The following is a 16,147-nucleotide window of genomic DNA, read 5'->3' as shown; positions in this document are numbered from 1 at the left end:
CATACATTACATACATATAATTTTAACCATATGATTTTATTGAAAATAAACAAAACAAAAAACACTGGAAGAGCATGGCAGATTAAATCTATTTTGTAGAAAACTAATAGCCTTCCTACTTGAATGTAAACAAGATGAAATTAATTAGCGCTGTTATATAACGTTTAAATAATTGCACATTTACTAAGTGTTAAATTGGTCAGACCATTTCTAGTAAAACCGAGGGTATATTTCCTTTACAGTACAAACTGTTAGGTTAAATTTAACTAAAAAATGAATGAATAACATAATTGGTAAACATTAAACACACAAAACGAACACCGCTAAAGATGCGCTAAGCGCTTATTTTAAATAATTTTATTGCATTATTTTTAGTGCATACGTATGCAGACTTTTTACAGAATTAAAGGCTTCACGTATGCTTTTTGAAAATAACGTGATTAATCGTAATCACAATAAAGAATAGTCTAAATACTGTGTGGAATGACGGAGAAAAGCATGACCCAAAAGCAGTGGTATAAAGGTGCGGTTATTTATCAAGTTTATCCGCGTAGCTTTCAAGATAGCAACAACGATGGTATTGGTGACTTAAAAGGGATTATTAATCGTATTGATTACATTAAAAGCTTAGGCGTTGATGCAATTTGGATTTCACCTTTTTTCAAATCGCCGATGAAAGACTTTGGCTACGATATTAGTGACTACCGTGACATTGACCCGCTTTTTGGTGATTTAAACGATTTTGATGAACTTATTAGCCAAGCCCATGATCGCAATATTAAAATTATAATTGACCAAGTACTAAGCCATACATCAGATCAACACCAATGGTTTACAGATAGCCGCGAAAATCATAATAACGATAAAGCGGATTGGTATGTTTGGGCTGAAGCTAAAGATGACGGCACAGCACCTAATAATTGGCTGTCTATTTTTGGTGGCGGCGCGTGGCAGTGGGAACCTCGCCGTGGGCAATATTATTTGCATAACTTTTTAACCGAACAACCCGATTTAAACTTTCATAATCCTGACGTAAGACAAGCTGTACTTGATAACGTAGAGTTTTGGCTTAAAAAAGGCGTTGATGGCTTTAGATTAGATGCTATTAACTTTTGTTATCACGATGCACAACTTCGCGATAACCCAGCTAAACCAAAAGATAAGCGCCAGGGTCGTGGTTTTAGTGAAGATAACCCATACGCATTTCAGTATCATTACTACAACAACACTCAGCCAGAAAATATTGAGTTTATGCAAGACATTCGCACATTACTTAATAAATACCCAGGTACTGTATCGCTTGGCGAAATCTCATCAGAAGATTCATTGGCGACAATGGCGCAGTACACACAAGGTGGCGATAAGCTGCACATGGGATATAGCTTTGAGCTCTTAACAAATGATTATTCAAGTGAATATATTAGAACTACGGTTCAAACTCTTGAACAACGTATGACTGAGGGTTGGCCGTGTTGGGCATTTAGCAACCATGATGTAGAGCGCGTAGCAAGTCGCTGGAGCGAAAATGGCGAAATAAACCCTCAGCAATGTAAAATGCTAACCGCCCTACTTGCCTCCCTTCGTGGCAGTGTATGTATGTACCAAGGTGAAGAATTAGGTTTAGGTGAAGCAAGTGTTGCCTTTGAAGACTTACAAGACCCATATGGCATAACATTTTGGCCTAACTTTAAAGGGCGTGATGGCTGTAGAACGCCAATGCCTTGGGAGCAAGTTGATTCACCTCATGCGGGGTTTAGTGATGTAAAACCTTGGCTACCTGTTGATGATGCACACAAACAGCAATCAGTCGCTGTGCAAACTAATGATAGCAACTCAATTTTAAACGCCTATCGTGAGTTTATGGCGTGGCGCAAAAGCCAAACTGTTTTACTAGAGGGTGATATTGAGTTTATTGAAACGCCTGAGCCTGTGCTTGCTTTTTATAGAACGCTTGGACCGCAAAAAATGCTGTGCATGTTTAATCTAAGCTCTCAACAAACAAGTATTGATATGCCAACATCAATCGTTAAAGAATACAATGAGCTTAGCCACCACAGCGCAAAATTAAGCCAAGACACACTAACACTTGAGCCTTTCGCTTGCTTTTATGCAAAGTGTTAATGACATCAATAATTACACTTAATATTACAGCTAAGCTCTAAACATAAAAAGCCCAAGTAAATTACTTGGGCTCTTTTATGCGTTTAATTTTTCTAATGACTTTGGGTTTTACTGTTTAAGTAGTCAGTTAAAGCAAATAAAACGCCTGACATTACAAACGTGACATGAATAGTCACTTTCCAAAGTAGCTCATCACTTGGATATGCGCCTGAGTTTATAAATACTTTTAATAACTCAACAGCCGAAATAGCGACTATCGCACTTATTAATTTCATCTTTAGACCTGAAAAACCAACTTTTCCCATCCAAGATGGTCTGTCTTCGTGATTATCAATATTAAGCTTAGAAACAAAGTTCTCGTAACCACTAAATGTAATGATCAGCAATAACCCCGCTAATAATGCCGTATCAACTAAAGTTAGAATACCGACAAGTAACTCTTGATTGGTTGCTGTAAATGTCGCAATACCCATTAAATAAAGCTGCTTAAAAAACTTTATTAACAACAGTACAACTGCAAATAGTAAACCCACAAAAAATGGGGCTAGTAGCCAACGCCCTTTAAAAATAAAAGATTCTAATGCATGCTCTACTTTATTAGCTTGGCGTGGTTTTTTATTAGGGGTGTGTGATGACATTGGTTTGTCTTTTAATTAAAAAAAGCGACCTTAGCTTATAAACCACTGCAACACAATGCTGCGAAATCCTGACAAGTAAATTACTCATCCTCACGATAAAAAAATTTCGTTATCTTTTATTTCGTTTTCGTTTAAAAATCAGTGTACCAACAGAGTTGTTCTGGATTGGGCACTACTGGTTTAAACCTAATCTTAAACTGGGTAAATCAGTCATCACACCATTTTTTTAGGAATAAACGAATGAAAAAAGCATTGCTAGCATTAATCGTAGCTCCACTATTTGCAGTATCTGCGACTTACGCGGTAGCAGACGATGCGCCAACAGCTTCAGCCGAAATGGTAAAAGAATACACAGAAATGTGTGTTAACTGGGCTAAAGATGATGACGTAAGCAATGAAGAGCTAAATGCCTACGTATTAAAATGCGTAAATGATGAGCTTGAATCTGAAGGCTATAAAAAAGTATCTTCTGTTAAGATTTAATCATACAAATTGCATTAAATTAGTGATCTATTATAGCGCTAAGAAAATAGCTCAATAGCAAGTGAAATAGCATGACATATAGTTGTTTTATATGAATGTTTTTTAACGCAGTGAGTGGGTTATTTAGTGCAATATAATGACCATGTTTTTAATAAAATTGGTATCTCCAATACGCTTAGTTGAATGTACTGCTAATAAAGCCGTTGCGAAAACATTTAACTAGGCACAAAAAAACCGGAATAGACACAAGCTGTGCGTTCCGGTTTTTTTATGGTTTTTTAAAACCTATAAGAAGTTATGAATAAGCGATAACGTGCTTATTCATCTTCTTTTTTAGCTTTCGCTTTAGGCTTTGCTTTAGCTGGTGCCTTTTTTGCAGCAGCTTTCTTTTTAGGTGCTGCCTTTTTCTTCGCTTCTTCTGTCCATTTACCTGCTTCATAATGAGCAGTCCAGCCAGTAGCTTTACCGTCAACTTCAGTCATAACATACTGAGCTTTATTTTTACGGCTGTAGCGTACAACAGCAAGATTACCATCAGGATCTTTAGCAGGTGCATCTGCTAAGTAATAAAACTTAGGCGAGATACGGTCTCTAAAGCGTTTTAACTCTTCTACCTTAGGTGCACGTGTTTCACGAGACTTAGGAAAAGTATTTGCAGCTAAAAATATACCAGCGGCGCCATCACGTAATACGAAATACGCATCTGACTTTTCACACTCTAACTCAGTAATGTGAACAGGATCTTCTTTTGGTGGAGCAGCTTCGCCACTTTTAAGTAGTTTACGTGTGTTTTTACACTCGTCATTATTACAGCCAAAATACTTACCAAAACGACCCGATTTAAGTTCCATGTCAGAGCCACATTTATCACATTCGATAATTGGTCCGTCATAGCCTTTAATTTTAAAGGTGCCTTCTTCAACAATATGCCCTTTACATGCGGGGTTATTACCACACACATGTAATTTACGGGTTTCGTCGATTAGGTATGAATCCATTGCAGTTTCACAAATAGGACAACGTTTCATCTGCATTAACTTTTCAGTTTCTACATCTTCTACATCAGCTGCAACTGCTTCATCACCCGACACCAAGTTCATTGTTGTAGTGCAACGCTCTTTTGGCGGAAGGCTGTAACCAGTACACCCTAAGAAAACACCAGTTGATGCCGTTCGTATACCCATTTTTCGGCTACACGTAGGACATTCAATATCGGTTTCAACCATCTCGTTAAGACGCATGCCACCGTTCTCTGGCTCGTCTTTAGCGACAGTTAATTGCGTTGAAAAATCAGCATAAAACTTATCTAGAACTTGAGTCCATACACGCTCGCCTTCAGCGATATCATCTAAACGGCCTTCCATTTTAGCTGTAAAATCAAAGTTCATTAAATCAGTGAAATTTTCAACCAAGCGATCGGTAACTATTTCACCCATTTTTTCAGCGAAGAAACGGCGGTTTTCTACACGTACATAACCACGATCTTGAATCGTTGATATAATTGACGCATAAGTAGATGGACGACCAATACCGCGTTTTTCAAGCTCTTTTACTAAACTTGCTTCACTAAAGCGCGCTGGCGGTTTAGTAAAATGCTGCTTAGGATCGAGTTCGATTAAAGTAAGGACTTCACCTTCTTTAACAGCCGGTAGTGATTGATCTTCTTCGTTTTTCTTACGTATCGCAGGTTGTACTTTTGTCCAACCATCAAAGCGTAGCACACGGCCTTTCGCTTTAAGCTGGAAGTCGTTAGCTGCAACAGTTAGTGTTGTTAAATCGTATTCAGCAGGTACCATTTGGCACGCTACAAACTGACGCCAAATTAGCTCGTACAGCTTTTTAGCATCGGCGTCTACACCTTCAACATGACCAGATAACACGGTAACGCTTGAAGGACGTATTGCCTCATGCGCCTCTTGTGCATTGCCTTTAGAGCTGTAGCTAATTGGATCTTTTGGTAAGTATTTAGCACCAAACTCGTTTGTTACATACTCACGACACATTTCAACGGCATCTTTTGAAAGATTAGTTGAATCGGTACGCATATACGTAATATAACCACCTTCATACAAACGCTGAGCAAGCATCATGGTCTTTTTAACGCCATAACCTAAACGCGTACTTGCCGCTTGCTGCATGGTTGAAGTAATTAATGGCGCACTTGGGCGACTTTTACTTGGTTTTTCTTCAACGCTAATTACTTTGTATTCTGCATTCTCAAGGCTTTTAACCGCTGCGCTAGCCTGAGCTTCATTTACAGGCTTAAAAGGCTTTCCTGCTTGTTTGGCTACTTCTAAACGTAATTCAGACTCAGTATTTTTAACGTCAGCATGGATATCCCAAAATTCTTCAGGGATAAACGCCTTAATTTCGCGCTCACGCTCTACTAATAAACGTACCGCAACAGACTGAACTCGTCCTGCAGAAAGTCCACGGGCCACTTTGGCCCACAATAAAGGTGATACCATAAAGCCAACAACACGGTCTAAAAAGCGACGTGTTTGCTGAGCATAAACCATATCAGTATTAAGCTCGCCAGGTGTTTCAAACGCTTGCTGTATTGCGTTTTTAGTAATTTCGTTAAAAACTACGCGCTTATATTTAGCAGGATCACCACCAATGATTTCTTGAAGGTGCCAAGCAATTGCTTCCCCTTCTCTATCCAAATCCGTTGCGAGATATATTTGGTCTGCATTTTCAGCCAGCTTTTGTAATTCTTGAACAACTTTTTCTTTACCAGGCAGTATTTCGTAATGCGGATCCCAGCCTTGGTTTGGGTCTATACCCATACGCGCGACTAAGTTTGTATAATCTCGTTGCTTTTTATACGCTGCTTTCTCTTCAGGTTCCATTTTACGAACTTCTGCTGGCGTTTTAGTTGCCGGCACTTTAGCTTTGCTCGAACCTGAAGTAGGTAAATCTCGTACATGCCCAATACTGGACTTTACGATGAAGTCATTACCTAAATATTTATTAATTGTTTTAGCCTTAGCAGGAGACTCTACAATTACTAGCGATTTGCCCATAGTTGCCTATTTCTAACCAAATATTGAAAATGTGTTTTGCCGACATAAGCGGCGCGAATATTTATAGGTATATCTACAAACACTAGTTGTTACAAGCTTTTAATACAAACTTTTCAGTATTTACTGAATAAACGAACAATTTTTGTCGTTAAATTAAACAAACTAGTGTTTTTAGATTAATTGATGTGGAATATATAGAACAGAAACAAAAATGCCAACCTAAAGGTTGGCATTTTTAAAATAAAGCCTTATTTACTATCGTAAATTTCGATTCCTTTGGAGACTGTTTTAGTGCCACCAGCCTGAGTAGTAAACTCAAATGTTATTGAAAGTACACCGTCAAATTTATCATTACCATCCGCTTCACGAGAAATACGAACATCTGAATACATTGGTTTATCCGTATTCGTACTTGGAATAATAGCGTTATTTTCGATAATAGATAAGTCACCATTTGTAGAGGCTATAGATACAGTTGTACCCGCTGGTAGTGGATTACCAAACTCATCTGTGTAGTGAATACGAACTGTAATACCACTTAGACCTATATCAATAGTAAGTGTTTCAGGATCTGTTTCATCTGGATCCGTATCATCATAATCTGGGTTATCAATAATAACGTTAACCGTAGATAGATTAATAGATTCAGCATCACAACGTTCTAGCACATCAGAACCTTCCAGAGAAGCAACAATAGAGCTTGAGCAATCTGCTGGTACGTAAACAGGATACGGCGCATCAAGAATATCCGTTGTTTTCAGCACAGAAAAACGAACATATGGGTTATCTCCAGACATAACCAATTCAATTTGTTTACGCACCTCAATTAGCTCTCGAGAACACTCACCTGCATTTTCAGCGGCTTCGCTACATAATAAGCCATTATATTTACCATCTGCAAAGTCATAAATACCGTCATTATCTAGGTCTCGCCATGTTTCATTATGACCACCTCGTGAAATTAACTCAGAACATTCATCCGTAGACGGGTCATAATTTGAAGCATCTGCATCACTACAGTTTGCTTTATCGAAGGCAGCATTTTCATTGTGATCTATAAATGCTTCAGGTAAATCGTAACTAGTATAATATTCACCAATATCAAACAAGCCATTGGTGCGTTTAACATCATCAGTAGTTTGCTCATCTACAAAGTTCTCTTGTCCTTTAGTGACAGCGAGAACACTTACACGCCCTCCCATAACAACACCATCAGCATTATTTTTAGCGCGTGTAATACCATTTATACAAGGAGCTGCAATACCAAAATATGGGTCACAATTTATAATACCTGTTTTTGGATTAATACCTTCAGTAGTTGTTGCGTCCCCATCAATATCGCCAATTCGGTTACCCCACTTATAATCATAAAATGGACGGTCCCCTTGAGAGCGCCAGGTTACAACACAGGTAGCATCGTCAGTTTTACAAGTAACTTCATTGCTAGATGAGCCAATAACACCAGCTTCAGCTAAAATAGTTGCTTCTACACCGTCACCGTTATAATTATTAAATTGGTCACCAAAATATACCGTAATATCATTTAAAACACCGTTATAATTAAGTGAGTTAGTATTAAACGTATTTGGGCTTGCATCAAAACTGTTTTGGTCTGTTACGCCCGAAGCCAGTGTTAATTGAGCCGATACAGAACTTATCTGCTCGCTCAATGGTACTAAAGTAAGTGTTCCGTCTGGACAAATTTCATTGTTTGGTTCTGATGTACACAGTTCTACATCATCAACCCAACATGTTAAGTCATCACCTTCAGGTAAATTATTAACATCTTCTTTAGAAATAAAACACGCTTTTACCACTAATGGACCAGGCACTATGCCAGATTCAACCGTTGTTTGAACAAAGCCTTCATTATTTGTATCACTTGTTCTAAGCGACAGTTTAGCTGCACCCACTGAATCTGTTAACTTGAAATCAATACGTTGCTGCGTGGATGCAAGGCCATCCGCATCTATTAGCTTAAATCTAACAATCGATTGAGTCGGGGCGCCGCCTTCACCTGGAGGTAATGCAATAAATGTTTCGCTGACATCAACAAACTGTATTGATTGTACCGCTGATGTTTCCACAGGAATAATCGTAGTAGCAGTAAAGTTTTTACCGCCTGTCTCAACCGTGATATTAATATCATCATCAATACTACAACCTGTAGCTCGGTATGTTGATGTTGCGATACCACTTGATGATTTTACTGATGCATCAATTACTGAGTCGCCACTAATTACACAAGTTGAGCTGAACTCAACATCTGTTGGAGTTAAGTATAAATTACCATCTTCATCTAAAAGTGTTACTTCAATAACGGTACTACCACCTGCTTTTAAAGGAATAACATTTCCTGAAGTATCTTTATTAAGCCCGTTATCAACCTCTAGGGTTAAATCAGCAATACCTACAGCAAAATTAGTTGAATTACTTTCACCTACAGACGTTACAGTCACAGTACCTGCGCCACCAGTATTTCCAGGCTGCAATTTTAGTAAAGCAATACCAAAGTTATCGGTAAGGGCTGTCCCAGATGAAGGGAGAACAGAACCTAAATTTGTTGAAATATTAACAAGCGAATTTTTACTACCTTCACCACTTTGCTCATCAATGACTTCAACAAATAATTCACCTAGTTCTGATGAAGAGATTGTATTAGCTACCGTACAACTCGATGCTGCTTGTGTAGGGTCAAGTTTTACACTAGAACGATTATCGTCCCAGCCTGCGTTACAGCCTGTTAAGAGCTTTACTGATATAGAGAATTGTGCCAAATCAACTGGTGCAGAATCACCTGATGAATAAAATACAGCTGTATTACTCACTTCTGTTGAGTTCGTAGGATTATAAGTTGCAACAACTTGACCTGCGCCTTTAAAACTACCACTAGAGAGAGTCACTTTTGCCTCACCCGCTGAGTTTGTAATTGCAGTTCCTAAGTCTGGCGTTATTTTACCTGTGAAGCTTGTAGTAAATGTAACAAGTTGCTCGCTAAGTGCAACTCCATCATTTTTTAAAGTCGCTGTAACCGTGCCTAAGTTGTCAGTTGTAACCGGATTTGTATCCGAATACTTAGCACCATTTTCATCGACAATATTTACTGTTAGAGTTGTTGACCCACTAACACCAGTATCATCACCCTGCCCACCGCTTGATTGAAAAGCAAAAGTACTTGTATAAGATTCACCATCGACTGTATAAGTAGCGGTTACTTCTCCAGCACCGGCTTGAGCACCGGCTGTAAGTTCAACGGTTGCAATACCATCGTTCTGGGTTAATGCACTTGATGGAGACAGTTCACCAATCTCATCTTCTAATGTAAACGTAATGCGCTTACCCGCAACAATTACCCCGTCTTGAGTAAGAATTGCGCGTAAATCTAAAGAGGAGGTAGCGGTAACAGAATTTGACTCTGTTGCGTCTGTTTGAGAATACCCATTTAATGAAACCGAGTATGTAGCAGCCTCTGTAGTGGAATTACCATCACTTATAGAACCGTCTTTTTCAAGTGACCCACCGCCACCACAGGCTGTGAGTAAAAAACTTAGCAATGAAATGCCGAGCAGTCGCATTAAAGGCATGAACCTCTCCCTAGCGTTGTTATTATAATTAAAATTAATTTACACTTAATATTAACCTATAACTTAGTCTAAAATCACAGTTTTTTATTACTTTTTTGTGCAAAATATTTTTAAATAAATACTAACTTTTTCTGTAGTAAATATTTCCTTGCTGGTAGTCTATGGCAAATTTATAAAATGTAGATCAGGAAATATGTCAAAAATCCGTTCAATGAGTTTAACCACTCGCATCATGATTGGTATGGCGCTTGGGGTTGCAGTAGGTTTTATATTTCAGGCTATATTAGCTGGTGAAGACGATTATCTAATACCACTTGGGTTATTCTCTTTGCCAATTAAAGCCTTTTTTGTTGATGGTATTTTCCATGTCGGTGGTCAAATATTCATTGCCAGCTTGAAAATGTTAGTTGTGCCTCTTGTTTTTGTATCGCTTGTTTGTGGTACCTGTAGCTTAAGCGACCCTAAAAAACTAGGCCGCCTAGGTGGTAAATCTATTGGTTTATATTTATTAACTACAGCTATTGCTATAACAGTGGCGATTACACTTGCCTTATTATTTAGCCCTGGTGAAGGTATAAGCTTGCCATCTAATGCAACCTACGATGCTAAAGAAGCACCTACCCTTGCACGTGTAATTATAGACATGTTTCCTACAAATCCTTTTGAAGCAATGGCCAAAGGCAATATGCTTCAAGTTATTGTGTTTGCGCTTTTATTTGGTGTAGCAATGGCATTAAGTGGTAAAGCAGGAAAACGTGTTGCTACCGTATTTGAAGATTTAAACACTGTGATTTTAAAACTAGTTACGCTTTTAATGAATATTGCCCCTTATGGTGTGTTCTTTTTAATGGCAAAACTGTTTACAACAATTGAGCTTAACTTAATTGTGAGCTTAGCGAAGTACTTTGGCGTTGTAGTGCTTGCACTGTTATTACATGCTTTTGTAAACTACACATTGCTTTTAAAAATATTAACGGGCTTAAACCCGCTTATTTTCTTAGCAAAAATGAAGCACACATGCTTATTTGCATTTAGTACCTCGAGCTCAAGCGCAACTATGCCTATTACACTTGAAACTGCTACTAAAAAGTTAGGTGCTAATAACTCGGTTGCCTCATTTACTATCCCACTGGGTGCTACCATTAACATGGATGGCACTGCCATCATGCAAGGTGTGGCTACCGTGTTCATTGCACAAGTGTTTAGTGTCGATTTGACAATATCTGATTATTTAATGGTTATATTAACAGCAACACTTGCCTCTGTAGGTACAGCAGGCGTACCTGGTGTTGGTTTAATAATGCTGGCAATGGTACTTAACCAAGTTGGCTTACCTGTAGAAGGGATTGCAATTATTATCGGTGTAGATAGATTACTTGATATGACACGTACAGCAGTTAATGTAACCGGCGATTGTATGGTTACCTGTGTTGTTGCCAAGTCTGAAGGTGAGCTAGATGAGAGCATCTTTAACGACCCTAATGCAGCTAAAGACTTAGAAGATTATCATAAATCTATTGATTCATAAGCTACATTTATATAGCTATAAAAAAACCTTGATGCAATCCATCAAGGTTTTTTTTCGAGTAAAAATAATTAAACTGAATCCTGAAAAAGATTCTAATCTAAGGATTTAACGACTTAAACTTAGAAAGTAAGTTTATTCCCACTTTATTTACACCACTACTCAAGCCAAGAGCTAGCTTATCGCTCAACCCTTTTTTAACTTTGTATTTAATCTTATAAATTTGGCGCTCATGTTGCTGCTCTAGCAATGCATCATCACTTGTTTTTATAACATCTACCAAGCCTTTATCAATCGCTTGAGTTGCAAACCAATGCTCACCTGTCGCAACTAAGCTTATATCTAAGCTTGGACGTTGAGTGCTTACAAACGTTTTAAATAAATCATGTGTTTGTTCAATTTCTTCACGAAATTTTTCACGGGCCTTATCTGTGTTTTCACCAAATAAAGTAAGTGTGCGTTTAAATTCACCTGCTGTTATTTGCTCAAATTCAACATCATTTTTCTTTAATATTTTATTAAAGTTAGGTATTTGAGCTATCACACCAATAGATCCAACTATTGCAAAAGGCGCTGCAAGTATCTCGTCCGCGACACACGCCATCATGTAACCACCACTTGCTGCCACTTTATCAATTGCAACACTTAGAGGAATACCCGCACTTTTAATACGCTGTAACTGAGATGCAGCAAGTCCGTAGCCATGTACAACACCGCCACCACTTTCTAAACGAATAAGTACTTTGTCTTTACTTGGATCGGCAATAGAGATAATAGCCGTTATTTCTTCTCGTAAGCTTTCTACTTCGTGAGCGTCCATACTACCCACAAAGTCAATTACATATAAACGAGGTTTAGGCTCATCTTTATCTGCTTTTTTACTCTTTGATTTAAGTTGTTTTTGATGCGCTTTAAGCTCTTTTTTACCCAACGTATTTTGTAAAAAACTTTCTTTAAGTTCAACTAGCTGCTCTGATATATCGTCAATTTGTATTTCACCTTTTTTGGCCTTTGGCTTAACTGCAGCGCCAACTATTAGCATTAAAATAACTGCTATAGCGATAACAAAAGTAATTGTTTTAGCAAAAAACAAACCGTATTCGTATAAAAATTCCAACTGGTTTCTCCATTTATAAATTTCAGCTAATTTAGCATGCTTTAAAGCAAAAAAAAGCCACTTTTCAGTGGCTTTTAAAGGTTAATTATTTTACTGGTTATTAATCAGTCACAACCTCAGGGTTGGAAACTAATAACATCCGTCCGCGAGCAGCTAAGTAAGTAGCTACTTGCAACTGCATTTCCGCATTAGCGGCAGCACTGCCTTCAACAGTTGCAGCCTTTGCAGCATCTTGAGCTGGAGTTAATATAGAACCATGATGCCCTTTAGTAAATTTAACTAAGTAGCTTGCTGGTGTTTCACTCAATGATTGCGAAGAACTTACTGTCTCAAGACCCATCAAGTTAGCTAATGGAATTGTGCCAGAAATAGGATTATTAGCTGCCATTGGTGGTATCACTTGGTCAGGCTTGTTATCAACACCATCACCCACAACAACATTAGTATAAACAGGAGTACCTAATGCTTTCACAGTGGCTGCGTAGTTCGTTGGATCACCACTATCTAGCGCTGTTTGCGCCGCAAAAGCAAACTGTGTAAATACACCTTGAATGTTAGTAAGTTTAGTCGTTTCACCCGCAGTGGTAAGTGATGCAATATATTCGTTGTAACCACATGTCAAGTAAGCTTCCATGTCTGGTATTAATGAGCCACAGTTAGAAACTGCATCTCCTTGTAAGTATGCAGTAAATTCATCAGCTTCTGTTGTACCAGCTTGTGAAAGTACTGAACCTTGAATAAATGGACCAAACGCAGCAGATTCAAGTAAGAAGCTTGCTATACCGCCACCACCACTTGCAAGAGCTACCGTGTTTACATTAAATAGCGGATCAAGCGTTTCTGCCATTGGCGTATTAGCTTGAGCAATAAATGCTGGAGCAACAATAGAACCTAGCGAATGCCCAATGTAGGTAACGTCTTTACTATTAATAGTTGTATCGTTAATAAAGTTTAAGCCTAAACGAAGGCCTAATAAATCAGCAGCCGATTGACGTAAGCTATCACGTGCAACAAGTAATGAACTTAAGTTCATGTAACTAAGCACAGAACCCGTTGTTGCATTAAAGTCGTCTGTTCCATCACCATCAACATCTATTCCGCGCTCACCATGTCTTGGATGGTCAATAGCAACCGTTGCAAAGCCTTGAATAGAAAGCTGCGCAGTTAAAGCAAGCATACTTTCTTTTTGTGTTGTAATACCGTGCTGCATAATCACAACAGGCCATCCACCTTCAGGCATTGCGATAGGATCTAATTGTAACTGTGCACGGACACCATTAATTATCGGTAAAATAGGTTTAGTAACTTGCACTGGCACATTTGCCATGCTTTGTACTTTTGGAATTGAGTTGTATTTTGTTAAATGACGTGTGCTGTCTAGTCCTAAGTCACGTAATTGTCCGTCACTTAATGCAGAACATAAACCATCATTTTCACTAATAGGATCTGTCGGAAATGCATCGCCTGCAACGGCCTTATAACCAATTATTGCCACCGCGTTATCACACATACCTTGCCAATATGTATCACTTAAATCACTAATATCTGTACCCGTTGGCGTACCTAAATACATCGGTAACATAATGCTACCTTTTTGATATTGCACACCAGAGAAAGCAGCAGAGACTTCTACACCCTGAGAAGCAAATACTTGTTGTACATTTACCATAGGCTGTTCAGGAACTTGAAGCGCAGGAGTTGGTAACGCAGGCTGTTGCAAGCTTGCAGCTAGTAACTTTTTAATTGTCCCAAGTACAGGGCCTGCTGATTGAATAGTCATCGCACTAGAAAAAATAATATCTTCTTTTGCGATATCTCCCGAGCTTACAACTACATTTTCGTAACTGTTAACAGCACCCTGCAAACCAAGTTGAGCTTCTGTAATTAATGGTGCTTCTTGTTTAACCAGCCCATAAGTAGAAGAAGGCTCAATAGAGCGCCCTAATGAATCTTTAAGACCAGTAGTTAATACATTGATGTATGAGCTACCTGCCGTAAATGGTTTTAAAGGAATAATTGCAACGCCATCACCTGAAGCTTGAGTTACAAAGTCAACACCAAAAGTAAGCTCACCGATCAATTTACAAGCAGTACCGGCAGCTACAACTGAACATTCTGCATCAGTTAAACTTGCACCCATTACAACTTCAAAAATTCTTACTGTACCAGGGGTCCCAGCAGACGCTTCATCTAAACTCACATTTGGTGGGAATGTTAAATCGATTTTATAAGGAACCTGCGAAGACCAACCATCAAGTGCACCTAGTGCAAGTTGAGGGTTTGCATAAGCTGCGCGCGAAATAGACACATTGTTGTCATCTAATTCACCAGGAATATTAAGTGTACCGTCTTGAGTTCCACTCATTAATAAATCATTAGGTACCGATAAGATACCTGCTGCTGGATCAAATGTAACTGTTGCTGTTGGGATAACTGGTGCTGTGTCGTTTTTGACATCTGTTAACGTTTCTCCACCGCCACAACCTGCTAAAGCAGCTGTAACCGAGAGTGAAAGTAGCATTTTTTTCATATTGTTGGCTCCGCACGTATTTTATTTTTATAGTGTGTTTAATCAGTGTATTAAGTTAAAACAATGTAATCAGGTTATTAATGAGACATTAGACCAGTTAAACTTAACGTAAAGTTTCTATTTTCGCCACCTAATTTTACAATAAATTCGATTACTTCACGTTTCGCTATGTTAAAATCAAAAAAATTATATGAATTGGTACTTTTATGCACACATATCAAGCAGCTGAAAACGCACTTAAAGATAAAGTTATTTTAATAACAGGCGCCGGTGATGGTATTGGCCGAGTTGCAGCAATTACGTATGCAAAATACGGCGCTACAGTTATATTATTAGGAAAAACAACTAATAAACTTGAATGTGTTTACGATGAAATTGTTAATGCTGGCTACCCTAAACCTGCAATAGTCCCTATGGATTTAAAAGGCGCAACGAAGCAAAACTACCGTGACCTTGCTGCAACAATCGAATATCAGTTTGGACGCCTTGACGGGTTGCTTAATAATGCAGGTATTTTAGGGTCACTCGGTCCGCTTGAACATTTTTGCTCATCTACGTTCGAAAACATAATGAAAGTAAACGTGACTGCACAAGCAATGATCACTAAAGCACTTTTTCCTGTTCTTCGTAAGTCTGATAATGCATCGATCGTATTTACATCATCAGGTGTAGGCCGCAAAGGTCGTGAATTTTGGGGGCCTTATGCCATCTCAAAATTTGCAGTAGAAGGTATGATGCAAACATGGGCATGTGAAGTAGGCAAAACGAATATTCGTGTAAACTGTATTAACCCAGGCGCTACTCGTACTTCAATGCGAGCTGCTGCATATCCAGGTGAAGATAGAGACGCACTTGCTACACCAGAGGATTTAATGCCTACATATTTATATCTAATGAGTGACGATTCTAGTGAAGTGAATGGCGAATCGTTAGATGCTCAAGTAAAAAAGTAATTTAGAGTTTAAATAATTTAAACAACACATTAAAAAAGCCGCAATTAGCTAACACCGATCAGTTAAGGTATTTTTGATCGGTTGACTGATCTCTTGGTTGCTTCACAATACCCTTATCATCTTTTGATTATGAGGGTATTTTTATGCTTAGTCATTGGTTACTTGATACG

At 38.4% G+C, this 16,147-nt stretch carries 9 protein-coding genes; 4 read left to right on the top strand and 5 right to left on the bottom strand.

The window, feature by feature from the left end:
- Positions 1-498: 498 nt before the first annotated feature.
- Complete coding sequence (locus AAEY62_RS16120; protein ID WP_350635353.1) at positions 499-2,121, top strand: alpha-glucosidase family protein; 1,623 nt, start codon at positions 499-501, stop codon at positions 2,119-2,121.
- 92 nt (positions 2,122-2,213) lie between these two features.
- On the opposite strand, the gene AAEY62_RS16115 is transcribed toward AAEY62_RS16120, so the two are convergent.
- Positions 2,214-2,759 carry a TIGR00645 family protein gene (locus tag AAEY62_RS16115; RefSeq protein ID WP_007582598.1) on the bottom strand — a complete coding sequence of 182 codons (546 nt, stop codon included), beginning with the start codon at positions 2,757-2,759 and terminating at the stop codon, positions 2,214-2,216.
- A 240-nt stretch (positions 2,760-2,999) separates the two neighbouring features.
- Between AAEY62_RS16115 and AAEY62_RS16110 the strand changes: the two genes are divergently transcribed.
- The gene (locus AAEY62_RS16110) at positions 3,000-3,242 is read left to right on the top strand and encodes a hypothetical protein (RefSeq protein WP_007582596.1); all 243 of its coding nucleotides are present in this window, start codon (positions 3,000-3,002) and stop codon (positions 3,240-3,242) included.
- Positions 3,243-3,559: 317 nt separating this feature from the next.
- Here the strand turns inward: AAEY62_RS16110 and topA are convergent, their stop codons facing one another.
- Together topA and AAEY62_RS16100 are read right to left on the bottom strand one after the other, a co-directional pair.
- The gene (gene topA / locus AAEY62_RS16105; RefSeq protein WP_024592543.1) at positions 3,560-6,268 is read right to left on the bottom strand and encodes a type I DNA topoisomerase; all 2,709 of its coding nucleotides are present in this window, start codon (positions 6,266-6,268) and stop codon (positions 3,560-3,562) included.
- Positions 6,269-6,516: 248 nt separating this feature from the next.
- On the bottom strand, positions 6,517-9,852 hold the full coding sequence (locus AAEY62_RS16100) for a hypothetical protein (RefSeq protein WP_350635351.1): 3,336 nt from the start codon (positions 9,850-9,852) through the stop codon (positions 6,517-6,519).
- A 193-nt stretch (positions 9,853-10,045) separates the two neighbouring features.
- Here AAEY62_RS16100 and AAEY62_RS16095 point away from each other — a divergent pair, with 193 nt between their 5' ends.
- Entirely contained in the window at positions 10,046-11,380 is a 1,335-nt protein-coding gene (locus AAEY62_RS16095) for a dicarboxylate/amino acid:cation symporter (protein WP_024590095.1), read from the top strand.
- Between the two features lie 97 nt (positions 11,381-11,477).
- On the opposite strand, the gene sohB is transcribed toward AAEY62_RS16095, so the two are convergent.
- Together sohB and AAEY62_RS16085 are read right to left on the bottom strand one after the other, a co-directional pair.
- A complete protein-coding gene (gene sohB, locus AAEY62_RS16090; protein ID WP_024590094.1) occupies positions 11,478-12,494 on the bottom strand; it encodes a protease SohB in 1,017 nt (338 codons plus the stop codon).
- A 100-nt stretch (positions 12,495-12,594) separates the two neighbouring features.
- Positions 12,595-15,024, bottom strand: coding sequence for a VolA/Pla-1 family phospholipase (locus AAEY62_RS16085; protein WP_024590093.1), 2,430 nt, complete (start codon positions 15,022-15,024; stop codon positions 12,595-12,597).
- A 206-nt stretch (positions 15,025-15,230) separates the two neighbouring features.
- Here AAEY62_RS16085 and AAEY62_RS16080 point away from each other — a divergent pair, with 206 nt between their 5' ends.
- A complete protein-coding gene (locus AAEY62_RS16080) occupies positions 15,231-15,977 on the top strand; it encodes a YciK family oxidoreductase (protein WP_007375386.1) in 747 nt (248 codons plus the stop codon).
- The last annotated feature ends 170 nt before the right edge of the window (positions 15,978-16,147 follow it).

The organism is Pseudoalteromonas sp. GW168-MNA-CIBAN-0100 (assembly GCF_040309225.1).
In the GTDB taxonomy this organism is placed as follows: domain Bacteria; phylum Pseudomonadota; class Gammaproteobacteria; order Enterobacterales; family Alteromonadaceae; genus Pseudoalteromonas; species Pseudoalteromonas arctica.
This window is presented reverse-complemented; position numbering and strand designations above follow the sequence as displayed.

Coding starts and splice junctions, on each gene's coding strand:
- AAEY62_RS16085 (WP_024590093.1), bottom strand. CDS start 15,024: ATGAAAAAAATGCTACTTTCACTCTCGGTTACAGCTGCTTTAGCAGGT.
- topA (WP_024592543.1), bottom strand. CDS start 6,268: ATGGGCAAATCGCTAGTAATTGTAGAGTCTCCTGCTAAGGCTAAAACA.
- AAEY62_RS16115 (WP_007582598.1), bottom strand. CDS start 2,759: ATGTCATCACACACCCCTAATAAAAAACCACGCCAAGCTAATAAAGTA.
- AAEY62_RS16095 (WP_024590095.1), top strand. CDS start 10,046: ATGTCAAAAATCCGTTCAATGAGTTTAACCACTCGCATCATGATTGGT.
- AAEY62_RS16100 (WP_350635351.1), bottom strand. CDS start 9,852: ATGCCTTTAATGCGACTGCTCGGCATTTCATTGCTAAGTTTTTTACTC.
- AAEY62_RS16120 (WP_350635353.1), top strand. CDS start 499: ATGACCCAAAAGCAGTGGTATAAAGGTGCGGTTATTTATCAAGTTTAT.
- AAEY62_RS16080 (WP_007375386.1), top strand. CDS start 15,231: ATGCACACATATCAAGCAGCTGAAAACGCACTTAAAGATAAAGTTATT.
- AAEY62_RS16110 (WP_007582596.1), top strand. CDS start 3,000: ATGAAAAAAGCATTGCTAGCATTAATCGTAGCTCCACTATTTGCAGTA.